This window comes from Bacillus testis (assembly GCF_001243895.1).
Taxonomy (GTDB): domain Bacteria; phylum Bacillota; class Bacilli; order Bacillales; family DSM-1321; genus Bacillus_AD; species Bacillus_AD testis.
The window spans coordinates 3,123,798-3,146,586 of sequence record NZ_LN851186.1 but is presented as its reverse complement, the minus strand read 5'-3'; the positions used below and the strand labels follow the sequence as shown (position 1 = coordinate 3,146,586).

Sequence of the window (22,789 nt, the reverse complement as noted above, 5' to 3'; positions counted from 1 at the left end):
GTAAAGACATGATGGTAAACGAGGGCATCCGTGCCCGCGAAGTTCGTCTCATTGACCAAAACGGTGAACAATTGGGCATTAAGACAAAATTCGAAGCTCTGGATATTGCCGCTCGTGTAAATCTTGATGTAGTGCTGGTTGCTCCAAACGCAAAACCTCCTGTAGCCCGTATTATGGACTACGGAAAATACCGTTTTGAGCTGCAAAAGAAAGAAAAAGAAGCGCGAAAAAATCAAAAGATCATCAGTTTGAAAGAGGTTCGCTTGAGCCCGACAATTGATGAGCATGACTTTAATACAAAGCTTCGCAACGCTCATAAGTTCCTTGAAAAGGGAGATAAAGTGAAAGCATCTATTCGCTTTAAAGGTCGTGCGATTACTCATAAAGAAATCGGACAGCGCGTATTGGACCGCTTCTCTGCAGAGTGCAAAGAATTGGCTACTGTAGAACAAGCTCCTAAAATGGACGGACGCAGCATGTTCTTAATCTTAGCACCCAAAAACGAAAAGTAATTTTTAGATTGTAATGAGGAGGAAATCCGTATGCCTAAAATGAAAACTCACCGCGGATCTGCAAAGCGTTTCAAAAAAACTGGATCTGGTAAGCTTAAGCGTTCAAACGCATATACTAGCCACTTATTTGCAAACAAATCTACAAAGCAAAAACGTAAACTTCGTAAAGCTAGTCTTGTAAGCGCAGGCGATTACAAACGTATTCGCCATATGTTAGACAATCTTAAGTAATTAATCGTTCGTAGCGATCTATATAGGAGGGAAATACATGCCACGTGTAAAAGGCGGTACTGTTACTCGCAAACGTCGTAAAAAAGTTCTTAAATTAGCTAAAGGTTATTATGGTTCAAAACATACATTATATAAAGTTGCTAACCAACAAGTAATGAAATCTCTAATGTATGCTTTCCGCGACCGTCGCCAAAAGAAACGCGACTTCCGCAAACTTTGGATCACTCGTATCAACGCAGCTGCTCGTATGAACGGCCTATCTTACAGCCGTTTAATGCACGGCTTGAAGCTTGCTGGTATCGAAGTTAACCGTAAAATGTTAGCTGATCTTGCAATTGCTGATGCTGCTGCATTCACTGAATTAGCAAACACTGCAAAAAAACATTTAGATAAATAATTGCCTTCAGGCAATGAAAAAGCCATTCTCTAGCGGGAATGGCTTTTTTTCATCGGAGTAGAAGGAAAGGGGAAAGAAAGATGGCGTGGATGTATTTGATGCTGGCCAGTTTGGTCGCTTTTGCTGCCATGGGTATCGATAAAGCGAAAGCAAGGAAAAAGAAATACCGAATATCGGAGGCGGCGCTTTGGACGCTGGCCTGGATCGGTGGAGCGCCCGGCGCTGTTTGCGGGATGTTTATTTTCCGCCACAAGACAAGACATACAAACTTTCGAATTGGCTTGCCCATGCTGGCACTGCTTCAATTAGCGATCGCATTGGCCATTTCTTAGGCATGTCAGTCAGGGTGGATATTTTTCCACTCGACCTCCGCTTCTGGATAGACGTCTATCAGCGCCCGTTCGATCACTTTCTGATCAGGAAGTGACAGCTTGTCGATTGTTTTATGGCGGCAATGCCAAATATGAATGGTTACGACTTTTCCAGAATGAAGAGAATCTATGTATTTCTCACCTTCAAATAAGATGCCTTTATAGGTGAGGAAAAGATTTTTTAGGGGATTGGCTGGATCATCAAGCAGAAAGAACTGTTTGTTCCGCTTGGCTGCAAGCAGTTTTCTGTCCGGGCTGGCAATATAAGACATAATGCTGTACAGTAGGAATACCAGTAGAAAAATCAACGCAATGCGCATTAGAAAAACCATTGTAGCCTCCTTTGAAAATATGGGACAATCGTTTAGTATAAGTACGTATATGAGCTGAAAGGGTTTCATTTTTCTGGTTGGAAAAAGGGTGTGCTTTCTTGTGGATGGTTCTGTGCATAAAGAGCCAAAATAAAAAAGCAGATCGGAAAGAAATTAAGAGACATTTCAGCAGCAGTTGAATGCTGGTAAGTAGTATAATGAGAATAGTTTGAAAAGGGAGGTAATGAATGATGGCACAATTAGACCAAACACTAACGATGCTGAAAGATTTAACAGATGCAAACGGTATACCAGGCAATGAAAAAGAAGTCAGAGAAGTGATGACAAAATACATAAAAGAATACAGCGATGAAATCGTAACAGATGGGTTGGGCAGTTTGATTGCCAAGAAAACGGGAGATGAAAACGGCCCCAAGATTATGGTCGCAGGCCATATGGATGAAGTAGGATTCATGGTGACACGCATAGATGAAAAAGGATTCGTCTATTTCCAGACTGTCGGCGGCTGGTGGTCCCAAGTAATGCTTGCTCAGCGAGTGACCATTTTTACGGCTAAAGGTGAATTGACCGGCATCATGGGTTCTAAACCACCTCATATTCTAAGTGCAGAAGCACGCAAAAAGCCGGTAGACATAAAAGACATTTTTATCGATATTGGTGCATCCAGCGCTGAAGAAGCAAAAGAATGGGGTGTTCGGCCAGGCGATATGGTCGTTCCATACTTTGAATTCACTGTCATGAACAATCCTAAAATGCTGCTTGCAAAAGCATGGGATAACCGCATCGGCTGTGCAATCGCTATCGATGTGATGAAAAACCTGAAGACGGAACAGCATCCGAATATCGTTTACGGCGTTGGGACTGTTCAAGAAGAAGTAGGGCTTCGCGGTGCCAAAACGGCAACTTTTAAAGTGCAGCCTGACTTGGCATTCGCTGTTGATGTGGGCATTGCCGGAGATACACCGGGAGTAACGGAAAAAGAAGCGATGGGCAAGCTTGGCAAGGGGCCGGGAATCGTCCTGTATGATGCCAGCATGGTATCCCATAAAGGCCTTCGTGATTTCGTAACCGGCGTGGCCGATGAAATGAATATTCCTTATCAATTCGATGCTATGCCTGGCGGCGGGACAGATTCAGGCTCCATCCATGTGACTGCTAATGGCGTGCCTGCCTTAAGCATCACGATCGCTACCCGCTATATCCATTCACATGCAGCTGTTCTGCACCGTGATGATTATGAAAACACCGTGAAACTGATTACAGAAGTCATTAAACGTTTGGACCGGGAAACCGTTAATAAAATTACGTTTGAATAAACAAAAAGCTCGGCGCTAAAATGGCGCTGAGCTTTTTGAGTGGTTATCTTAATTGATGCCTACAGCTTTGAATGCATTTGTCACTGTGTCTTTTTCTGTACTGCTTGTCCCATATAAGTCAGCAGCAGACTGGACCAAAGCAGCTTTGGCTTGGGCGAACGTAGAGTTGGAAGTCAGATAGACGGTATTGGCGCGGTAGAAAATAGCCCCAAGTTTGTCGATGCCGATTCCTTGTATAGAGACGCCGTGATGTGTGCCTCCTTTGGAAATCAAGTAGGCTGCCTTATTGATAATACCGCTATTCGTATGGACGCCGCCATTATCTGATGAACCCGTATACCGGTTGCTGTAATGGTCCGGATCGCCGTAGAGAGTAGGGGTGGCCATGGAACGCAATGCATCGCCAGCTATGGAAGGTGTATAGATATCTTCTCCGATATCATAATCCGCTTTGGTAGGCTGATATTTATGTTCGATGACCGTTCCGAATATATCAGAAATCGCTTCGTTTAAGGCGCCTGATTCATTCTGGTAAATCAGGTTGGATTCAGCCGAAGTAACAGCATGGGTCAATTCATGCGCTACCACGTCCAGTCCTCCTGAAAGCGGGATAAAGGTGGACCCGTCACCATCGCCATATACCATCTGGGAGCCGTTCCAGAAGGCATTATTATAATTATTACTGTAATGGACAGTTGACTTCAGTGCTGCTCCGCTGCCATTATAGGAGTTTCTGTTGAATGTGCTCTTATAAAAATCATAGGTTTTTCCTGCATAGTAGTGGGCATCCACTGCCGGAGCATCAAAGGAGGCATTGAAAATATTGTCGCTGTCAGACCATAAAGTGCCCGAGGTAGCCTTATTATTGGCATTATAGGTGAAAATGCCGTTGCCGCGGGTATTGTCCTGCAAATAATACTTCCCATTAGAAAGGGTTGTATTCAAAGATACGGTGTTGTTGGTAACGCCTTTGCCTGTGCCGACGGAGTTGCTTCCGGACACTTCGTCAATGGCATTAAACTTATTGAGGATCTCCCCTGTCTTGGTGGAAATGAAGTAGAAGTAATTTCCGGGCTGGGGGTCAAGAAAATTCAGATTAACCTTAAAGGCCGTATCTGCTTTATCATTTTCCGTATAAATAACAGCTTCTGTATCTGGTTTTTGTTCATAAGTTGGAACAAAGCCAAGGTCTTTCTCGGTTATCGCAAGCGCTTGTGCGACCGTTATTCCTTTTTGGGAAGAGATACTGTCCAGCTTTTTATCAAGGTTGGCGGCAACTGTTCCAGAAAAAACATTCAGCACGCCTTTGTCATTGATCACAGCAGATTGGGTGAACCCCCATACAGGCTTGCCTTCGTACATTTGCTGCAGCTTCAAGACAGTATTCCCTAATTCATCTTTCATTTTTTTGATGACGGTAAACGATTCCTGTGCACTTTTTGTTCCCAGCTTATATGAATCTTTATTTTTGTCCAGGAAGGAGAATAATATGGTTTCCGGATCCAGGGAGGAAGGCTCTGTCAGGTTGCCGGACAAGAATTCCATCGAGTCTCTTTCTGTATTGTATTGTTCGACCTTCATGACTTCATTGGCAGCAAAAACGTGTGATTGTGGAAGTGCGAGAACAGCCAGACCGAGAGATAGGACAACATTTGTTACGATTTTTCCTTTCACATTCTTCAACTCCGTTTCTACTATTTTTTATTTTTGAAGCTTTCCTCCGTCTCCCCTCCTTCTCTAAAAATAATAAAAGGAATTTTTTATTTTTGTAGTCAAATAGATGAATTCCTCTTATAATTACTATAATCAAAAATGTAATAATTGGTATTGGGAAAAAGAAGGGTAGATTCATATATCGTTTAGGGGTGATGATAGATGGAATCTTTCGGTAGATTAGTATATTTCCACAGAAAAAAACAGCATAAAACACAGGAAACCTTATGCAGGGGAATTTGTTCAATCACCCATTTGAGCAAGATTGAAAACGGCTCGAAAGAAGGAAGCATGGAAACATTGAGTTTGCTTTTTGAGAGGCTCGGAGTAGAGTTGGAAACGGAGAAATCAACAATAGAAGAAATCAAACATCTACTGCAGCAATTTTTAGAGAGTGTGCTGAATATGCACGAGGAGAAGGCAACGCATCTATTCCAGCAACTGCATGGGAGAGAAGATTTTATCGCCTGTACGAACCTGGCCTATATATATGAACTCTATAAACTTAGATACTATCTGTTGATGGATCAGGCGGCGCTTGCCTCTGTGTGCATCCAAAACCTTGAAAAATCGAAGAGAAAATTTTCCCAACATGAGACCTATTTATTCCAATATTTTTTTGCGTTATATTTAATAAAAGAGAGAAAATTCACGGCCGCTTTGTCCATATTTAAGGAACTGCAAACAACAGAACATCCTGCCTACCTGGAAGCCTCAGATTTTTTCTATTATAAATCATTAATTTACAGCCACTTGCATCATTCAGCTTTAGCCATCCATTATGCCAACGTCGCACTCAAACGGTTTGAGCTAGACAATAATTTTTTCAGAATGATAGATGCCCAACTATTAATTGCTATCCAATTGACAGTCAACGGCCAATACGGGGAAGCTGAAATGTTGTTTGATCGGTTGTTAAACTCCTCCCAATTATCAAAGAATGGTAAACGCACAGCAATGATCCTTCATAATAGAGGGTTTCTCCACAATTGCCAAAATGATTGCGAGAAGGCGATTGAGTATTATAAAGCCAGCATAAGATATTCGGCCAATAGCCAAAATGAATGGTATATTGCAACATTGCTTAATATGGCCAATATTTATATATTCACCAATGAGCATCAAAAAGCGGTTGAAGTGTTGGAACGAGTTGAGAGAAATATTGAAATGAAAGGAGCGAATTATATTCGATTTAAGATCAGTCACTATTTAATTTTCAGAAAAATGAATAAATTAAAGCGTTTTTTAGACGAAACAGCCATTCCGTTTTTGGATGAAAACCAACATGTCTTTCTTCTTTCTGAATATCAAAAAAAGCTAACCAATGATCATCATGCTGTGCAGGAAAAAATAATTTATTAATTTTGCGAAGGAGAGATTGTGATGAAGTTTGTAAAACTCTTGTTTGTTGCGACTACTCTAATAGTTAGCATTTTGCTAGTAGATGTGATGGGACCGATTAATGAACCTATTTTGCCGACTATTCATCAACAGATGTGATTTTTAGAGGGCATGAATATATGTTCTAGGGAAGAAAAGGCAATGGTTAAATGAAATCAATGGAGGGTCCGGTAAATCTTTGCCGTTCCAATTTGATAGAGTATAAGTATGAAGTCCATAGCGTAAACCGCAAATAGATCTAAAAAATGGTTTGGAAATCTTTAGGTCTATTTGTGGTTTACTTTTATTCTGTAAAAACACCATCAGAAACTGTTTCATCAGGCTTGTTTATGATTTCTATGCTTAGCTCGGTAGTCTTTGCTTACTTGAGGGATTTCAGCATTAGCTTTAGGTGTTTCGCTTTGGATATTTTCTTTAGAGGTGTTCTTAGCTTTTTCTTGAAGTTCGGTGATCAATGCTTTTGCTTGGTCTAGTTCCGCTCGTAAAGGATTATTTTCATCTTCAAGCTCTTTTTTCCTGTTTTCTAATTCTAAGATTGTAGAATTCGCTGTTTCCAGTTGACGTTTCAAGTCATCAATTTGAATGGCAGCATCTGTCTTATTAGCCTGAAATGTTTCATTCTCGTTCTTTAGTTTAGTTAGTTGAGCATTTACATTATTCAAGTCGGATTTTAATTGGTTGTTGAGCGATTCTTTGTTGTTTAATTCGGTTTCTAAATGAATGGCTGCTGTTTGAAGCGATTTATACTTATTAATCACTTGTATTGTTTTTTCCTGAAAAGATTGAGCTGTTTGTTCCACTGTTTTTAAATCTTCCGCTCCAGACCAAGTCAATGCTAGCGTAAGTGCGCTTCCTGCGACAAAAGATGTTGCCCCTGCAATTGTTGTTTTAAGCATGCTCTATTCTCCTTTTCTTATAATGCGAATTGACAAGGAAATAAGCTCCTCTTTCTAGTATTAAAGGGGAAGGACGAACCCTCCCCTTCCTAGTTGAACATTTATTATTTGCTTAATACTTCATCAAAGATGGATTCATCTAGCACTTCGTCCATATTATCTTTGTGTTCAGAAGCTGCTTGATTTGCTTTCTTAATTTCTTCATTTGCTTTGGTTAACTCGTCATTAAGACGTTGGATTTCCTGGTAGCGCTCAAATACTATTACGTTGGTATATTCAAGAGCCTCATAAAGATTGTCGTAGTTTTCTTCAATTTCTTTTAGCTTATCTTGCGCAGCCTTTAAAGCTTCTTCTGTTTCTGCCTTTTCTGCTTTAACTGTAGCTAATTCATCTTGAAGAGAACCGATTGTAGTTTTTGCAGTTTCAACTTGTTCTTTAAGAGATTCAATTTCTGCTTTAGAAGCTGAATCCTTGGCTACTAATTCATTATAATTTTTTTGAAGTTCACCAAGTTGCTGGTTTAGGTCGTTGATGCTTTTTGTTAACTCATCGTTTTCTAATCCGGCATTAGCAAGTAGTCCCTCGGTTTCTTTGAGTTTATTTTTAGTGTCATTTAGGCTATCAATTACTTGAATAGTTTTCTCTTTGAAAGATTCACCTTTTGTTACTGCAGCGCTAAGGTCTTCATCGCCAGCCCAAGTTAACGCTGATAAAACGATCGTTCCTCCTAACACTGCTCCTGCTACTACTTTTACTGCTGAATACATCATGGTTCTTTCTCCTACTTCCTTCCTTTTTTATGTATTTGACCTATGTAAACGATATGATGTAGATTTATCGCATAGGTAAATGTATCTATTTGTTATAAGATTGTAAATATAAAATAAAAGGGTGGATAGTAAGTTATTTCCACGTTTTTCGTAAAAGTTGAAATAAACACCAATGTTTGAATACACAATGCTTTGTTGTTCTAGAATTACAGGAAGTTTTACGATACAAGTGAAGTGCGTTTCGATTAAATGTGCTCTCATTATAAAAGGCATTGACAATAAAAAATTCATTATCAATGCCTTTTCAGAAAATATTTATTTCTTCAATCCGCTCTCCAATGCATACAGCATTTCCTTTTTTTCTTCATCGGTTGAATGGTTCCAAATGACCTCAAATAATACACCAAGGCCCGGCAACATTTTTTCTTCACCGCTCTGAATGGCATCCACGATTGTATTTTCCAGTTGTTCTTGAGAATTTCCTGAAACATTATGGATTACGGCATTTCGCAAGTTTAAACTCATAAGTTATCCTCCTCGTGTTTACTTCCTTATATTCAGTCCACATATTGGTTCAATAGACTGTCCAAGGGAACAGGATTCCAATAGACAGCCCATTTCCCTTTATTTTTTCTCAAAGCTGCATTTATTATGTATAATAGTTAGGCTATACTGGTTAAATCGGACGGAAGAAAAGGAGTGAATGAAAAGATGAAGTTCATTCAATCTGTACAGAATGATAAAGTGAAATCATGGAAGAAATTATTGAGTAAAAAAGGCCGCGATAAAGCGGGGCAATTCCTTGTCGAAGGCTATCATTTGGTCGAAGAAGCATTAAAACATGCAAATGTGACCGCTCTTATCAAAGATGAGGAAGCGGAATTGCCGGCAAAATGGAATGTTGATGGAATTGAGATATATAATACGGTGCCTGCAGTTGTAAAAGAATTGGCTGAAACAGAAACATCACAAGGAATATTTGCTGTCTGTGAAACGATTAAGTATGAACATCTTACATATCAAAAAGCATTATTGCTTGATGGCATCCAGGATCCAGGCAACATCGGCACACTGATCCGGACTGCTGATGCAGCCGGCATGGATTTAGTGGTATGCGGCCATGGATGCGTTGATGTTTATAATAGCAAGTCTTTGCGTTCCACGCAGGGTTCTATTTTCCATATCCCTGTCGTCAAAGCTGATTTGGCAACCTTTATACCACAATTGCAGGAACAGGGAATGACAGTTTACGGGACCTCGCTGCAGGATGCTGTCGATTACCGGGAAGCGACTGCATCCGATTCATTCGCCGTGGTAGTCGGTAATGAGGGCAATGGTGTTAGCGCTGAGGTTCTTGGCCTATGTGACCGCAATCTGTATATTCCTATTTATGGACAAGCAGAATCACTCAATGTAACAGTGGCAGCCGGCATTTTGTTGTACAGCCTGCAGAATGGGTGACAATATCGCACGGGTTGTTGCATATTGCGCAGAAATTCACTATAATATGAAGAGAAATGAATAATTGAAAAGCGTTGACAGAGAAAAGTAGCTCTTGCCGGATGTTACAGGGAGAAAATGCCGTGATTGAAAGCATTTTTACAAGGATGGAAGAGTGAAGTTCACCTCTCGAGCTGGCATCGGGACCGCAGAATTCTGCGTAAAGATGCACCCGGTTAAAAAACCGTTATTGCAATGAAGTAGTGTACAGATTATTTGTGCATCAACAAGGGTGGTACCGCGACGATTTACCTCGTCCCTTTTATGGGACGGGGTTTTTTTATGTTTTCGGACTTGTGCTTCTAACGCAATTACTATAAAGGGCAATGCCGGCAATCAGAAAATACCAACAACCGGCGGCAGCCGGATTAAAGGAGGAAAACATGATGCAGGAAACGTTGAAAAAACTGCAGGAAGAAGCGCTGCAAAAAATTGAAGTGGCTTCTGATCTTAAAGAATTGAATGATGTACGTGTTGCTTACCTTGGAAAAAAAGGGCCGATTACAGAGGTCCTTCGCGGTATGGGTAAATTATCGGCTGAGGAACGCCCTAAAATGGGGGCATTAGCCAATGAAGTGCGCGCAGCGATCGGTGGAAGCATCGAAAAGAAACAAGCACAGCTTGAAGAAGCGGCTGTCGCAGCCAAATTGGCCAAGGAAAAAATCGATGTTACATTGCCGGGTTATACAGTCAAAGCCGGCAATCCTCATCCGCTGACTAAAATCATTGAAGAGATTGAAGACCTGTTTATTGGAATGGGATATGAAGTGGCTGAAGGACCTGAAGTGGAGCAGGACTATTATAATTTTGAAGCATTGAACCTCCCTAAAGGACATCCGGCACGCGATATGCAGGACAGCTTCTATATTACTGAAGAAACATTGATGCGGACCCATACTTCTCCTGTACAAGTGAGAACCATGCTAAATCATGATGGCAAGGGCCCTGTTAAAATTATTTGCCCGGGAAAAGTGTACCGCCGCGATAACGATGATGCGACCCACTCACACCAATTCATGCAAATTGAAGGCCTTGTAGTAGATAAAAACATCGCCATGAGCGATTTGTCTGGCACACTTGAAGTGTTTGCGAAGAAAATGTTTGGGGAGGACCGTATGATTCGCCTGCGCCCAAGTTTCTTCCCGTTCACTGAGCCATCGGTCGAAGTGGATATTTCTTGTAAGATCTGTGCCGGAAAAGGCTGTAATGTATGTAAAGGCACCGGTTATATCGAAGTTCTTGGAGCGGGAATGGTGCATCCAAATGTATTGAAAATGGCTGGCTTCGATCCAGAGGTATATTCAGGTTTTGCTTTCGGAATGGGCGTAGAGCGCATTGCTATGTTGAAATACGGAATTGATGATATCAGACATTTCTACAGCAACGATATCCGATTCCTGAAACAATTCGACCGTTACGAAGGACAATAATCAGAGGAGGGAAAAGAAGATGTTTGTTTCATATAAATGGCTTCAACAATATGTTGATCTAGAAGGTATCTCTGCAAATGAATTGGCAGAGAAAATTACAAAGAGCGGCATCGAAGTAGAAGGTGTCGACAAGAAGAGTGAAGGCGTATCAGGCGTTGTGGTCGGACACGTACTGGAAAAAGTAAAACACCCGCAAGCGGATAAACTGAATATTTGCCAAGTGGACATCGGCGCAGAAGAACCCGTCCAAATTGTCTGCGGCGCGCCAAACGTCGATAAAGGCCAAAAGGTGGCAGTCGCAACTGTCGGAGCTGTTCTTCCTGGCAATTTCAAAATTAAAAAAGCAAAATTGCGCGGCGAAGCTTCCCATGGAATGATTTGTTCCCTGCAAGAGCTGGGCATTGAAAGCAAGCTGATTGCAAAAGAATACAGCACGGGCATTTTTGTTTTCCCTAATGATGTTGAAGTGGGCACGGATGCGCTTGAACAACTCGGACTGAATGATGAGATTCTTGAGCTGGGCTTGACGCCGAACCGCTCTGATTGCCTAAGTATGCTTGGTGTTGCCTATGAAGTGGGTGCCATCCTTGGTAAAGAGGTAAAATGGCCGGAGCACTCAGTATCTGAGGGAGATGAAAAAGCCGCTGATTACATCTCGGTTAAGGTTGAGGACAAAGAAGCAAATCCTTTGTATACGGCAAAAGTGATTAAAGACGTTAAAGTCGGACCATCGCCTTTATGGTTGCAGACAACGTTGATGGCCAGCGGCATCCGCCCACACAATAATATCGTCGACATCACCAATTATATCTTGCTTGAATACGGCCAACCGTTGCATGCTTTTGATTACGACAAAATCGGCTCAAAAGAAATCGTTGTCCGCACTGCGAAAGAAAACGAGACAATGGTTACATTGGATGATGCTGAACGTAAACTGCAGCCGCATCAATTGGTCATCACAAATGGCTCAGAACCGATTGCACTTGCCGGGGTAATGGGTGGAGCAAATTCAGAAGTGAGCGATTCCACAACAACTGTGTTGCTTGAATCTGCCTATTTCTCTGCTGCTTCTGTACGCAGAACATCAAAAGACCATGCCCTTCGCAGCGAAGCAAGTGCCCGTTATGAAAAAGGTGTTGATCCAGAGCGTGTACGTGCGGCTGCTGAACGTGCAGCAGCGCTTATGGAACAATATGCAGGGGGAACAGTTCTGGAAGGAACAGTGGAAGTGGATACGCTTGTTGTGGAACCGGCTGTTGTTTCCATCACAATTGAGAAAATCAATACCTTATTAGGCACTGATTTATCAATGGAACAAGTGCAGGACATCTTCTCTGCCTTAAAATTTGAAAGCACAGTGGAAGGCAGCACTATAACAGTGACCGTTCCTACTCGCCGAGGCGATATTACAATCGAAGAGGATTTAGTGGAAGAAGTGGCCCGTCTGTATGGCTATGACAACATTCCTAAAACACTTCCTGCAGCATCAGGAACTGCTGGAAAACTGTCTCCATACCAAGCGAAACGCCGAATCGTCCGCCGCTTCCTTGAAGGAGCAGGGTTATACCAAGCAGTGTCCTATGCGTTAACATCAGCAACAAAAGCGACTGCCTTTGCCATTGAAAAAGGCGATACCGTCAAATTGGCGATGCCAATGAGTGAAGAACGCAGCGTCCTTCGCCAAAGTATCGTACCGCAATTGCTTGAAGCGTTGCAATATAATGTTGCCAGACAGAATGATTCTGTTGCTTTATACGAGACAGGAACTGTTTTCCTTCAAACAGAAGGCGAAGCATTGCCGGAAGAAAGAGAGCATGTAGCCGGTGCAATCACTGGTGTATGGCATACTCAGCTGTGGCAAGGCGAGAAGAAACAATTGGATTTCTTCGTTGCTAAAGGAATCCTTGAAGGCTTGTTCAAAAAATTGGGCGTAGCTGGCCGAATTACATTTGCTGCAACCGAAGTAGAAGGCATGCACCCGGGCCGAACAGCAGCTGTCTCCTTGGATGGCAAGTATATCGGTTATGTAGGCCAAGTTCACCCTACGGTTGAACAACAGCATGATATTAAAGAAACATATGTATTTGAATTGTCGCTTGAAGCATTGCTGAATGCGGATGTAGCGCCGATCGCATACGAAAGCATTCCTCGTTTCCCGTCTATCACACGAGATATCGCACTTGTGCTGGATAAAGAAACAATTGCCGGTGATATAAAAAATATCATCATTGAAGCGGGAGGAAAGCTTTTAAAAGATGTGGCTGTCTTCGACCTATACGAAGGGGACCGCATGGAAGAAGGCAAGAAGTCCATTGCATTCTCTTTAAAATATTTCGACCCTGCCAAAACATTGACAGATGAAGAAGTAACAAAGGCACATGAAAAAGTATTAAAAGCCGTTAAAGAAAAAGCCGGAGCAGAACTGCGCGGGTAAAAATAAAAGCGGAAAGCGCCGAACAGCCCCGACAAGCTTAAGGGGGTCATGACCAAAGGCCATTTTTTGCCTTAGGACATGACCAACTTAAGACCTCGAGGGGCTGGCGCTTGCAGCTGGATAAAATAAAAGCGGAAAGCGCCGAACAGCCCCGACAAGCTTAAGAGGCTGGCGCTCTGAATAAAACAGAAAAAGATCAGGCAGCATGTTGCGGCCTGATCTTTTTTTATCTTTTTCTATTCAGAATTTTCTTCGCTTTTTCCGTATTAGCGAAGTGCAACTTGGTGAACGAATCAAGGCTGCCCAATCCTTTACGTTCGATTAATTTAGCTGCGGCTGTATCGACAGCTGGGCCAGCCCCTTTAGGGATGGCAAAGCCCGCTCGATCGCTGAGCTCCTCAAATTTTTTGACGAAAGCAGCACGGGCAAGGATGGAAGCTGCAGCTACACTCACATGTACACTTTCGGCCCCTGTGCTTAGAAAAATATTTTTGCACTCGAACATTTCTTGGTCCTTTAAATAATTGAAGAAAACATCAGGCTGTGCAAACTGGTCAATCAGAACGGCTTCCGCTTCCTCAGGCTTTATTTTTTCGATTAATTTCTTAAGCGCCAAATTATGCAGGTAAGCTTTGATTTTCCCTTGCGACATCCCGCCAGCCTGGAGTTTATTGTATTTTTCATTATCCAGGACAAGCAGCGAAAAAGGAACCGCGTGCTTCAGTTGGGAGGCGATTTCCATTATTTGCGGGTCTTTGAGGTGCTTGGAATCCCGAACGCCCAATTCCTTCAGTAAAGGGATCTTATCGGCAGCCGCATAGACAGCCGCTACAGTAATCGGCCCGAAATAATCGCCTGTGCCGACTTCATCAGATCCTATGACACTCATATTGCCGATGGCCGGAGGAGGAGAATAGGAATGGTGCTTCACTGTATTTTTACGGGAAGGAACGGTAGAAGCGGGCTTATTTAATTGTCTGCTTTGCCATTTGTTCGCTTCTGTTTCAGCGTTGGCCCCTTGAAAAAGGACTTTGCCTGATTTATACGCTGTCACCGTGCAGCCTGGAGGCTTAGCGGAAAAGATGGCTCCTTGGGGCATCTTCGCTCCAATTGAAGATTGATAATATGTATTCATCTCTGAGATGGTGGCCGTGTTCATTTGTAAAACGACATTCGCCATTTGATCACTCCTTTTTAGGGACTTCTATCATTATAGACTAGATCATTCTATTTTAACTCATTTTTACCGAAGCTAAAACGTTTGCCTAATCCGAGGATGGCTGAAGCCCCTGCCAAAGGAAAGAGAAGGTGATTCTGATTATCTGTGCCTATATGCCTATATGCCCCTTTTGCGGGTGATCTTACCTGGGAGTTAACCTGATCCTGACAGCCAGGAGGCGGATGCAAATTTCCCATACGAACATTAGGCCCAACTTTGGCTTTAATACTTTCAAGGTCCTTCTGTTCATGTTATTATAGAGATTAGGATTCTGTGGAATAGGGGGGATATGACCTTGTCTAGTGAGAAAAAAAGTAAAATAACCGTTGATATTTATGGGCAGCAGTATACGATCGTCGGCACGGAATCTTCGAGTCATATCCGGCTGGTTGCCTCGATGGTCGATGATCGAATGCGTGAGATTAGTGCCAAGAATCCTAATCTGGACGTTAGTCGATTAGCCGTGCTGACTGCTATAAATGCCATTCATGATTATTTGAAGCTAAAAGACCGATTGGATTATCTTGAAATGGAACAATCGAAAGAAAAGGATTGAACTGAATGTTTGACATGATATTGATAGCGATGTTTTTGATCGGCGTCGCCGTAGGCTTAAGGCGCGGTCTAATACTTCAGCTTATACATATAACAGGTTTCCTCGTGGCATTCATCGCCGCTGTTAGTTTCTATGATGATTTGTCCCCTAAGTTGGAACTATGGATTCCGTTTCCATCGATGGGCGAATCGGGCAGCATGAATACGCTGTTCAACGGATTAGGCGTGGAGGCAGCCTATTATAACGCCATTGCTTTCATTGTGATCTTCTTCGCCGTCAAGATTCTGTGGCAAATATTTGGAAGTATGCTAGATTTTATTGCCCAATTCCCTATATTGAAACAACTAAACCGCTGGGGAGGAGGAATCTTCGGATTCATTGAAGTCTACCTGGTTGTATTTATTCTATTGTTCCTCGGAGCACTTCTACCGATTCCTTTTATTCAGGACCACATCCAGACATCCTTCATAGCGGAAAATATGGTAAAGCATACACCGCTGCTTTCCGAAAAGATCAAAGAACTTTGGTTCCATTATACGTCAATTTAAAGCTGATCCCAAAAAGCTGAATCGATCCGACAGCTCTTTTGGGTCAGCTTTTTATATGTCCAGGCGAAAGACACGGACAACCCGGATTGCTTCAGCTCTGTCCTTATGTTGACCGCTATGAATATGAATTTCTCTGTTCAATTCCCTTTTTAGGGACAATACTTGAGAATAAATGCATTCAAGGGTATCTTTATTTACAGGTACATAATCGGTGATCTAACTATATTATTTGGCACAAAACGGGAAATCAATATAAGAGGTGATGAACGTGAGCATTAATAAAAAGGATATCATTAAGCTATTGGAGAAAATAGCGATGTATATGGAATTGAAGGGCGAGAATCCTTTTAAAACATCCGCTTTCCGCAAAGCAGCTGCAGCGCTTGAAAATGACCAGCGCAGTCTGAAAGAAATAGATGATCTGACGGCATTGCCGGGAATCGGCAAAGGAACCGCTGCTGTCATAGAGGAATATAGAGAAACGGGGGAATCAGCGACGCTCAAAGAACTGCAGGCTGAAGTGCCTGAAGGCCTTATTCCTCTGTTGCGGATTGCCGGGCTTGGCGGAAAGAAAATCGCCAAGCTATATAAAGAGTTGCATATCACTAATAAAGACGAGCTGATGAAAGCCTGTGAAGAAAAAAAGGTGAGTGCCCTGGCTGGTTTCGGCGCCAAATCGGAAGAGAAAATCTTGAATGCGCTCAAGGAAGTGAACGACGGTCCTGACCGTTTTCCTTTATCGTTCGTCATGCCGATTGCCGATCAGATTGAGACGTATTTGGGCAAAATAGATGCCATCAAAAAATTTTCCCGGGCCGGCAGCCTGCGGCGGATGAAAGAAAGCGTCAAGGATCTTGATTTTATTATAGCGACTGATCGGCCGGAAGAAGTACGTGAACAATTGCTGCAGCTTCCCAATATTAAGGATGTAATCGGTGCGGGGGATACGAAAGTTTCTATTACACTTTCCTATGAATATGATATCAGCATTGATTTCCGCATGATTAAGCCGGAAGAATTCTATACGACCCTTCACCATTTCACAGGGTCGAAGGACCATAATGTGCGAATGCGCCAACTAGCAAAAGAACGGGGAGAAAAAATCAGTGAATATGGAGTGGAGAATGCCGAAACAGGGGAAGTATTGACTTTTCCGAGCGAAGAAGCGTTTTACCATCATTTCGATTTGCCTTTCATTCCTCCTCAATGCCGTGAAGACGGGACGGAAGTTGATTATTTCCCTGCTGATGAAATCGTCGGTCCGGACGATATAAAAGGCGATATCCATATGCACTCGACCTGGAGCGATGGAGCTTACTCAATTGAGGAAATGATAGAGGCTTGCAGGGCGAAAGGGTATTCCTATATGGCTATTACAGACCATTCGCAGTATTTAAAGGTTGCGAACGGCTTAACGCCGGAGCGGCTGAGAGAGCAGATTCAGCTTATAAAAGAGTATAATAGAAAATATGATGACATCGAAATCCTAGCAGGCATTGAAATGGATATCCTGCCCGATGGAACATTGGATTTCGATGATGAGCTGTTGAAAGAACTGGATCTTGTAATTGCCAGCATTCACTCCAGCTTTTCGCAAGACAGGGAACAAATTATGAAACGCTTGAAGACAGCCCTTGATAATCCCAATGTCGATATCATTGCACATCCAACAGGCCGTTTGATAGGCCGCCGCGATGGTTATGATGTGGATGTGGATCTTTTAATCCAATGGGCCAAGGAAACCAACACGGCGCTGGAGCTGAACGCTAACCCGAATCGGCTTGATCTGTCAGCCGAGCATCTGAAGAAAGCCCAGGCTGCCGGTGTCACAATTGCCATTAATACGGATGCCCATAGCATGGAGATGCTTGAGCATATGCCTATCGGGGTTTCCACTGCCATGAAAGCCCTGTTGAAAAAAGAGACAATATTGAATACGAAATCGGCAGATGAGCTGATTGCATTTCTGAAAAGAAATGACTAACACGAAAATGAGTACTGAGGGGGATTATTCTCCGTGAATAATAAATCATTAAAATCATTAGAATTCGACAAAATACGCGAGCAGCTATTGCACTTTGCTGCTTCATCACTAGGACAAAAGCGAGTGAAAGAACTTATGCCTTCCACTTCTTTCGCCGAGGTTGAAAGATGGCAGGCTGAGACGGATGAAGGAGCTACTGTTATCCGCCTGAAGGGCAAGGCTCCCCTTGACGGGATATTCGATATAGCGCCCCATGCTAAACGTGCAAAAATCGGCGGCATGCTCAGTCCCAACGAGTTGAAAGAAACAGCTTCGACATTGCGTGCAGGGCGCAGGCTTCAACGCTTTATCGAGGACATGGCTGATGATGATGTTTCATTGCCGCTGCTATCAGAACAGCTGCAGACGCTCTATGATCTTTTTGACATCGAAAAACTGATTACGAATGCCATTGGAGATCAAGGCGAGGTACTAGATTCTGCAAGCGAAAAGTTGCGTACCATCCGCCATCAGCTCCGGGCAAATGAAGCGCGTGTCAGAGAGAAGCTGGAGAGCATGATACGGTCTTCCAATGCCGCAACAACTCTGTCGGACAGCATTATTACGATCCGCAACGACCGTTTTGTCTTGCCTGTCAAACAGGAATACAAGGGTGTGTACGGAGGGATCATCCATGACCAGTCATCTTCCGGACAGACACTTTTCATTGAGCCGCAGGCAATTGTTGCTCTAAATAATGCTTTGCAGGAAGCGAAAGCAAGTGAGCAGCAGGAGATTGAACGGATTTTAATCCAGCTGTCCGTGACGGTGGGCGAATATGCTTCCGAACTTCTCCATAATGTTCATGTCCTTGGAGCGATGGATTTTGTTTTCGCCAAAGCGCGTTATTCGCACAGCATCAAGGCATCCAAGCCTACTCTTAATAATGAAGGTTACATGAAGCTCGTCAAAGCGAGACATCCATTGATTGACCGGAATCAGGTTGTTGCTAATGATATTATGCTCGGAAAGGATTACACGACGATTGTCATCACGGGGCCGAATACAGGCGGTAAAACCGTGGCGCTGAAGACGGTTGGGCTGAGTTGCCTGATGGCTCAGGCCGGGTTACAGATACCGGCATTGGACGGCTCGGAAATTTGCGTATTCGAGAAAATCTTTGCTGATATCGGCGATGAGCAGTCCATTGAGCAAAGCCTAAGTACATTCTCTTCCCATATGGTGAATATTGTGGAAATATTGGACGACGTTGATGAAAACACGCTCGTATTATTCGATGAGCTTGGCGCAGGGACCGATCCCCAGGAAGGAGCCGCCCTTGCTATCTCGATTCTGGATGAGGTCCACGCAAGAGGATCGCGCATCATAGCCACGACCCATTATCCAGAGTTGAAAGCTTACGGCTATAACCGGGAAGGAGTAATCAATGCGAGTGTCGAATTTAATGTCGATACATTAAGCCCGACGTATAGGCTGCTGATTGGCGTGCCGGGACGAAGCAATGCATTCGAGATTTCCAAGAAGCTCGGCTTGCAGCCATGGATCATCGAAAACGCTAAAGGCTATATAGGTGAAGATACCAATAAAGTAGAGAATATGATTGCTTCACTTGAAGAAAGCCGCCGCCAGGCTGAACAGGACAAGCATGAAGCCAGGGACTATTTGCGCACGGCGGAAAAATTGCATAACGACCTTCAGCGGGAAATGCAGCAATACTATGCTGAAAAAGATGCTGAATTGGAAGATGCCAAGCTGAAAGCGCAAAAAATCATTGAAAAGGCGAAAGAAGAAGCGGAAGAAATCATATCAGATCTCCGCAATCTCCGCCTGAATAAACAAGCGGAAGTCAAAGAGCATGAATTGATCGAAGCGCGCAAAAGACTGGAAGAAGCGGCTCCGAAGCTGAAGAAAAAGAAAAAAGTAGTTAGCAAACAAGACCACGAACTTCAGCCTGGCGATGAAGTGAAGGTACTGAGTTTGAATAGTAAAGGTGCGTTGATCGAACGAGTTTCGAATAAGGAATGGCTTGTCCAGATCGGTATTATGAAAATGAAAGTTAAGGAGCAGGACCTGCAATTTGTCAATGCTCCGAAGCCGGTGGAAACCAAGCCGCTTGCGACTGTGAAAGGGAAAGACTTCCACGTTAGCCTGGAGCTTGATCTTCGCGGAGAGCGATATGAAAATGCCCTTCTGCGGGTGGAAAAATATATTGATGATGCAGTGCTGGCAGGTTATCCGAGAGTCTCAATCATCCATGGCAAAGGAACGGGGGCACTTCGCCAAGGGGTGCAGGAGTACTTGAAAAACCATCGGTCTGTCAAAAGCATTCGCTTTGGGGAACAAGGCGAAGGCGGCAGCGGAGTGACCATCGTTGAGCTGAAATAAAGTAAACTACTTTGTGCGGTGGGGGCATTCATCACCCACTCATCTAGTTGGACTAACCTTAGTTCTTACTGAACCTTTACTTCTTCGTCTATACCCTTGGGTTGGAGGGGAGTTCTAATGCCAGTTAGAATGGGATAAATTGAGACAAAATAGGAGCAAGGAATATGGAAGCGTTTTGGTCTAATAATTATGTGTATATTGCAGCCTACTGCAGTGTGGCCCTTCTCTGTACGGTGATTTTTTTGGCAGTCTTTGAGCTTGTGACAAAATACCGCAACTGGGATGAAATCAAAAAAGGCAATGTGGCCGTCGCACTGGCGACAGGTGGGAAGATATTCGGCATCGCCAATATCTTCCGCCACTCCATTATGGAGCATGACAGCTTGATGGATATGATTTATTGGGGCATCTTTGGGTTTGTCTTGTTGGTTGCCGGATATTTTATTTTCGAATTTTTGACACCGGGCTTCAAAATAGATGAAGAAATCCAACGTGACAACCGAGCGGTAGGATTAATCGCTCTCATTATTTCTGTCGGGTTGTCCTACATTATCGGTGCAGGTATCAGCAGCATTTCGTAAGGATTGAGGGGAGATTGGGATGGAGACATTGGCAAAGGTATTGATTGCTGCTGCTGCGGCTTTCATGGTCATCGGAGTTGTCTATTTAATGATCAGCTGATCAAGTGAAACTTTAATCGGTGGAGGTTTTTGCTTATCTCCACCGATTATTAGTTGAACCAATCGACTTCTTGCTGTCGCTTGATCTCACACTTACACTTCTTTGTCTTCACTCCCCCTGTTGAAGTGGGAGTTTTAGCGACAGTTCGAATAAGATAAAACAGTAAAATCGCCAATTGATTGGCGATTTTTTTAATGCTTATCGGAAAGGTACAGGAGTCTTTGAGTAGCGGTTTGATTTTTCCTAATTGTCAGTTATCAATGGGTGCATTATGATATAATTGGATTACAAGTAAATATTTTCTAAAAGGGGGCCAAGAAATGGAAGAAAGAAATTGGCTGAATGAATATCCGAAGGAAATACCCGCTACGCTCGATTATGGAACTTTGCCGCTACAGTCCTATCTTAAGGATGCCGCTACACATTATCCATATAAATCGGCCATACACTTCATGGGCAAGGAAATAACCTTCTTGGAATTGTATGAGGATGCCCTTCGCTTCGCTAACTATCTGAAGGGGCTGGGTGTTGAAAAGGGCGATCGGATCGCCATTATGCTGCCCAATACGCCGCAATCCGTTATAGGCTATTTCGGTGCTTTATTTGCCGGCGGTGTTGTTGTCCAGACAAATCCACTGTATATGGAAAGAGAACTCGAATACCAAATGAAGGATTCGGGTACGAAAATCATCCTCACGATGGATGCTCTGTATCCAAGAGTTGCAACCATCCAAAGTAAAACAGATATTGAACATGTAATTGTAACCGCTATCAAAGATTACCTGCCATTCCCTAAGAACATCATTTACCCATATATCCAAAAGAGAGACCTGGGCATCTCTGTAAATGTCCGTCATGGAGGGCAAGTCCATTTGCTCACGGAGATCCTTAAAACAAGCAAACCCGTTGAAATACCTTTGGAAGTTGATATCGAAAAGGACCTTGCCTTGCTGCAATACACAGGAGGCACCACTGGTTTTCCTAAAGGCGTTATGCTGACACACAAAAATCTAGTGGCGAATACGAAAATGTGCAAAGCATGGATGTATAAATGCAAAAAAGGGGAAGAGTCAGTGCTGGGCATACTTCCTTTCTTCCATGTTTACGGCATGACTACCGTGCTCATTCTGGCTGTTATGGAAGCGTATAAAATGATCCTTCTTCCTAAGTTCGATATCCAGACTGTCCTCAAGACAATCGACAAACAGAAACCGACTCTTTTTCCCGGAGCGCCGACTATGTATATCGCGATCCTTAATAATAAGGATTTGCATAAATACGACCTATCCTCCATTCACTCCTGCATCAGCGGTTCCGCGCCTCTTCCTGTCGAAATCCAAGACCAATTCGAGAAAGTGACGAACGGCAAATTGGTTGAAGGGTACGGATTGACGGAAACTTCCCCAGTCGTCCATGCCAATTTCCTTTGGGACCGCCCTCGCATCAAAGGGAGCATAGGTGTTCCATGGCCGGATACGGATGCTGCCATTTTGTCCATGGATACAGGAGAACCGCTGCCTCCTAATGAAGTGGGGGAGATTGCCGTAAAAGGGCCGCAGGTGATGAAGGGATACTGGAATCGCCCGGATGAAACTGAGAATGTGTTCAAAAATGGTTGGCTGCTGACAGGGGATTTGGGCTATCAGGATGAGAAGGGCTATTTTTATATTGTAGACCGGAAAAAGGACATGATTATTGCCGGCGGTTACAATATTTACCCGCGGGAAGTGGAAGAAGTGCTATATGAACACAGGGATATTCAGGAAGCTGTCGTAGCGGGCGTTCCCGACCCATACAGGGGGGAAACAGTCAAGGCCTACATCGTTCTTAAAGAGGGCAAGGAAACCAGTGAAGAGGAACTGAATGCATTTGTCAGAAAGCATCTGGCTGCCTACAAAGTGCCGCGCTCTTATGAATTTAGAAAAGAATTGCCGAAGACAGCCGTAGGGAAAATTTTAAGAAGAAGCCTTGTAGAGGAAGAAAAAGAAAAAATCTCCCAAGATAAACGGGAAGCCTGACCGGAGAACCGATATAATGTTTAATCTGCCTGCTGGTTTGTGCTTTGGACAGCGTTTTTTAGGATGTGTATAATAGAAAGGTTCAATAGATTAGA

General features: G+C 43.3%; 21 protein-coding genes and 1 other annotated feature. Of the genes, 15 read left to right on the top strand and 6 right to left on the bottom strand.

Going from position 1 to position 22,789, the window contains the following annotated elements; translation table 11 throughout:
• The first annotated feature begins 8 nt into the window (after window positions 1-8).
• The 4 genes from infC (at window position 9) to BN1765_RS15600 (ending at window position 1,472) form a co-directional block, all read left to right on the top strand.
• On the top strand, window positions 9-512 hold the full coding sequence (infC, locus tag BN1765_RS15615) for a translation initiation factor IF-3 (RefSeq protein WP_050616011.1): 504 nt from the start codon (window positions 9-11) through the stop codon (window positions 510-512).
• 30 nt (window positions 513-542) lie between these two features.
• Window positions 543-743 carry a 50S ribosomal protein L35 gene (rpmI, locus tag BN1765_RS15610; protein ID WP_050616010.1) on the top strand — a complete coding sequence of 67 codons (201 nt, stop codon included), beginning with the start codon at window positions 543-545 and terminating at the stop codon, window positions 741-743.
• Between the two features lie 37 nt (window positions 744-780).
• Complete coding sequence (gene rplT / locus BN1765_RS15605) at window positions 781-1,140, top strand: 50S ribosomal protein L20 (RefSeq protein ID WP_050616009.1); 360 nt, start codon at window positions 781-783, stop codon at window positions 1,138-1,140.
• Window positions 1,141-1,220: 80 nt separating this feature from the next.
• Window positions 1,221-1,472, top strand: coding sequence for a DUF1294 domain-containing protein (locus BN1765_RS15600; RefSeq protein WP_050616008.1), 252 nt, complete (start codon window positions 1,221-1,223; stop codon window positions 1,470-1,472).
• Window positions 1,473-1,477: 5 nt separating this feature from the next.
• Here the strand turns inward: BN1765_RS15600 and BN1765_RS15595 are convergent, their stop codons facing one another.
• The gene (locus BN1765_RS15595) at window positions 1,478-1,843 is read right to left on the bottom strand and encodes a hypothetical protein (protein WP_050616007.1); all 366 of its coding nucleotides are present in this window, start codon (window positions 1,841-1,843) and stop codon (window positions 1,478-1,480) included.
• A gap of 230 nt (window positions 1,844-2,073) precedes the next feature.
• Between BN1765_RS15595 and BN1765_RS15590 the strand changes: the two genes are divergently transcribed.
• Entirely contained in the window at window positions 2,074-3,159 is a 1,086-nt protein-coding gene (locus tag BN1765_RS15590) for a M42 family metallopeptidase (protein WP_050616804.1), read from the top strand.
• A gap of 48 nt (window positions 3,160-3,207) precedes the next feature.
• On the opposite strand, the gene BN1765_RS15585 is transcribed toward BN1765_RS15590, so the two are convergent.
• Window positions 3,208-4,833, bottom strand: coding sequence for a M4 family metallopeptidase (locus BN1765_RS15585; RefSeq protein ID WP_050616006.1), 1,626 nt, complete (start codon window positions 4,831-4,833; stop codon window positions 3,208-3,210).
• 201 nt (window positions 4,834-5,034) lie between these two features.
• Here BN1765_RS15585 and BN1765_RS15580 point away from each other — a divergent pair, with 201 nt between their 5' ends.
• Window positions 5,035-6,234: a helix-turn-helix domain-containing protein gene (locus BN1765_RS15580; protein WP_050616005.1), complete on the top strand. Its 1,200-nt coding sequence runs from the start codon at window positions 5,035-5,037 to the stop codon at window positions 6,232-6,234.
• Window positions 6,235-6,590: 356 nt separating this feature from the next.
• On the opposite strand, the gene BN1765_RS15575 is transcribed toward BN1765_RS15580, so the two are convergent.
• The 3 genes from BN1765_RS15575 to sspI all read right to left on the bottom strand — a co-directional run bounded on the left by BN1765_RS15575 (window position 6,591) and on the right by sspI (window position 8,464).
• Entirely contained in the window at window positions 6,591-7,169 is a 579-nt protein-coding gene (locus tag BN1765_RS15575) for a hypothetical protein (RefSeq protein ID WP_050616004.1), read from the bottom strand.
• Between the two features lie 104 nt (window positions 7,170-7,273).
• Window positions 7,274-7,939: a hypothetical protein gene (locus BN1765_RS15570; RefSeq protein WP_050616003.1), complete on the bottom strand. Its 666-nt coding sequence runs from the start codon at window positions 7,937-7,939 to the stop codon at window positions 7,274-7,276.
• Between the two features lie 315 nt (window positions 7,940-8,254).
• Window positions 8,255-8,464: a small acid-soluble spore protein SspI gene (gene sspI, locus BN1765_RS15565; protein ID WP_050616002.1), complete on the bottom strand. Its 210-nt coding sequence runs from the start codon at window positions 8,462-8,464 to the stop codon at window positions 8,255-8,257.
• Window positions 8,465-8,650: 186 nt separating this feature from the next.
• On the opposite strand from sspI, the gene BN1765_RS15560 reads away from it, so the two are divergent.
• The 3 genes from BN1765_RS15560 to pheT all read left to right on the top strand — a co-directional run bounded on the left by BN1765_RS15560 (window position 8,651) and on the right by pheT (window position 13,303).
• A complete protein-coding gene (locus BN1765_RS15560; protein ID WP_050616001.1) occupies window positions 8,651-9,400 on the top strand; it encodes a TrmH family RNA methyltransferase in 750 nt (249 codons plus the stop codon).
• A 65-nt stretch (window positions 9,401-9,465) separates the two neighbouring features.
• Window positions 9,466-9,703, top strand: a binding site (T-box leader).
• A gap of 122 nt (window positions 9,704-9,825) precedes the next feature.
• Window positions 9,826-10,869, top strand: a complete 1,044-nt coding sequence (pheS, locus tag BN1765_RS15555) for a phenylalanine--tRNA ligase subunit alpha (protein ID WP_050616000.1) — start codon at window positions 9,826-9,828, stop codon at window positions 10,867-10,869.
• A gap of 19 nt (window positions 10,870-10,888) precedes the next feature.
• Window positions 10,889-13,303: a phenylalanine--tRNA ligase subunit beta gene (gene pheT, locus BN1765_RS15550; RefSeq protein ID WP_050615999.1), complete on the top strand. Its 2,415-nt coding sequence runs from the start codon at window positions 10,889-10,891 to the stop codon at window positions 13,301-13,303.
• A gap of 226 nt (window positions 13,304-13,529) precedes the next feature.
• Here pheT and rnhC read toward each other — a convergent pair whose 3' ends face one another.
• Window positions 13,530-14,483 (bottom strand): ribonuclease HIII, encoded by a 954-nt coding sequence (rnhC, locus tag BN1765_RS15545; protein WP_050615998.1) that lies wholly within the window; start codon window positions 14,481-14,483, stop codon window positions 13,530-13,532.
• A gap of 334 nt (window positions 14,484-14,817) precedes the next feature.
• On the opposite strand from rnhC, the gene zapA reads away from it, so the two are divergent.
• The 6 genes from zapA to BN1765_RS15515 all read left to right on the top strand — a co-directional run bounded on the left by zapA (window position 14,818) and on the right by BN1765_RS15515 (window position 22,694).
• On the top strand, window positions 14,818-15,078 hold the full coding sequence (gene zapA, locus BN1765_RS15540) for a cell division protein ZapA (protein WP_050615997.1): 261 nt from the start codon (window positions 14,818-14,820) through the stop codon (window positions 15,076-15,078).
• Between the two features lie 5 nt (window positions 15,079-15,083).
• A complete protein-coding gene (locus BN1765_RS15535) occupies window positions 15,084-15,626 on the top strand; it encodes a CvpA family protein (RefSeq protein WP_050615996.1) in 543 nt (180 codons plus the stop codon).
• A gap of 262 nt (window positions 15,627-15,888) precedes the next feature.
• A complete protein-coding gene (gene polX / locus BN1765_RS15530; RefSeq protein ID WP_187119458.1) occupies window positions 15,889-17,610 on the top strand; it encodes a DNA polymerase/3'-5' exonuclease PolX in 1,722 nt (573 codons plus the stop codon).
• 33 nt (window positions 17,611-17,643) lie between these two features.
• A complete protein-coding gene (locus BN1765_RS15525; protein ID WP_050615994.1) occupies window positions 17,644-19,995 on the top strand; it encodes an endonuclease MutS2 in 2,352 nt (783 codons plus the stop codon).
• Between the two features lie 164 nt (window positions 19,996-20,159).
• Complete coding sequence (locus tag BN1765_RS15520) at window positions 20,160-20,576, top strand: DUF350 domain-containing protein (protein ID WP_050615993.1); 417 nt, start codon at window positions 20,160-20,162, stop codon at window positions 20,574-20,576.
• Between the two features lie 420 nt (window positions 20,577-20,996).
• Window positions 20,997-22,694: a long-chain-fatty-acid--CoA ligase gene (locus BN1765_RS15515; RefSeq protein ID WP_050615992.1), complete on the top strand. Its 1,698-nt coding sequence runs from the start codon at window positions 20,997-20,999 to the stop codon at window positions 22,692-22,694.
• The last annotated feature ends 95 nt before the right edge of the window (window positions 22,695-22,789 follow it).

Bases quoted from the DNA above. Each gene is read 5' to 3' on its own strand.
- infC (WP_050616011.1), top strand. From the start codon at position 9: ATGATGGTAAACGAGGGCATCCGTGCCCGCGAAGTTCGTCTCATTGAC.
- rpmI (WP_050616010.1), top strand. From the start codon at position 543: ATGCCTAAAATGAAAACTCACCGCGGATCTGCAAAGCGTTTCAAAAAA.
- rplT (WP_050616009.1), top strand. From the start codon at position 781: ATGCCACGTGTAAAAGGCGGTACTGTTACTCGCAAACGTCGTAAAAAA.
- BN1765_RS15600 (WP_050616008.1), top strand. From the start codon at position 1,221: ATGGCGTGGATGTATTTGATGCTGGCCAGTTTGGTCGCTTTTGCTGCC.
- BN1765_RS15595 (WP_050616007.1), bottom strand. From the start codon at position 1,843: ATGGTTTTTCTAATGCGCATTGCGTTGATTTTTCTACTGGTATTCCTA.
- BN1765_RS15590 (WP_050616804.1), top strand. From the start codon at position 2,074: ATGGCACAATTAGACCAAACACTAACGATGCTGAAAGATTTAACAGAT.
- BN1765_RS15580 (WP_050616005.1), top strand. From the start codon at position 5,035: ATGGAATCTTTCGGTAGATTAGTATATTTCCACAGAAAAAAACAGCAT.
- BN1765_RS15575 (WP_050616004.1), bottom strand. From the start codon at position 7,169: ATGCTTAAAACAACAATTGCAGGGGCAACATCTTTTGTCGCAGGAAGC.
- BN1765_RS15570 (WP_050616003.1), bottom strand. From the start codon at position 7,939: ATGATGTATTCAGCAGTAAAAGTAGTAGCAGGAGCAGTGTTAGGAGGA.
- sspI (WP_050616002.1), bottom strand. From the start codon at position 8,464: ATGAGTTTAAACTTGCGAAATGCCGTAATCCATAATGTTTCAGGAAAT.
- BN1765_RS15560 (WP_050616001.1), top strand. From the start codon at position 8,651: ATGAAGTTCATTCAATCTGTACAGAATGATAAAGTGAAATCATGGAAG.
- pheS (WP_050616000.1), top strand. From the start codon at position 9,826: ATGCAGGAAACGTTGAAAAAACTGCAGGAAGAAGCGCTGCAAAAAATT.
- pheT (WP_050615999.1), top strand. From the start codon at position 10,889: ATGTTTGTTTCATATAAATGGCTTCAACAATATGTTGATCTAGAAGGT.
- rnhC (WP_050615998.1), bottom strand. From the start codon at position 14,483: ATGGCGAATGTCGTTTTACAAATGAACACGGCCACCATCTCAGAGATG.
- BN1765_RS15535 (WP_050615996.1), top strand. From the start codon at position 15,084: ATGTTTGACATGATATTGATAGCGATGTTTTTGATCGGCGTCGCCGTA.
- polX (WP_187119458.1), top strand. From the start codon at position 15,889: ATGAACGTGAGCATTAATAAAAAGGATATCATTAAGCTATTGGAGAAA.
- BN1765_RS15520 (WP_050615993.1), top strand. From the start codon at position 20,160: ATGGAAGCGTTTTGGTCTAATAATTATGTGTATATTGCAGCCTACTGC.
- BN1765_RS15515 (WP_050615992.1), top strand. From the start codon at position 20,997: ATGGAAGAAAGAAATTGGCTGAATGAATATCCGAAGGAAATACCCGCT.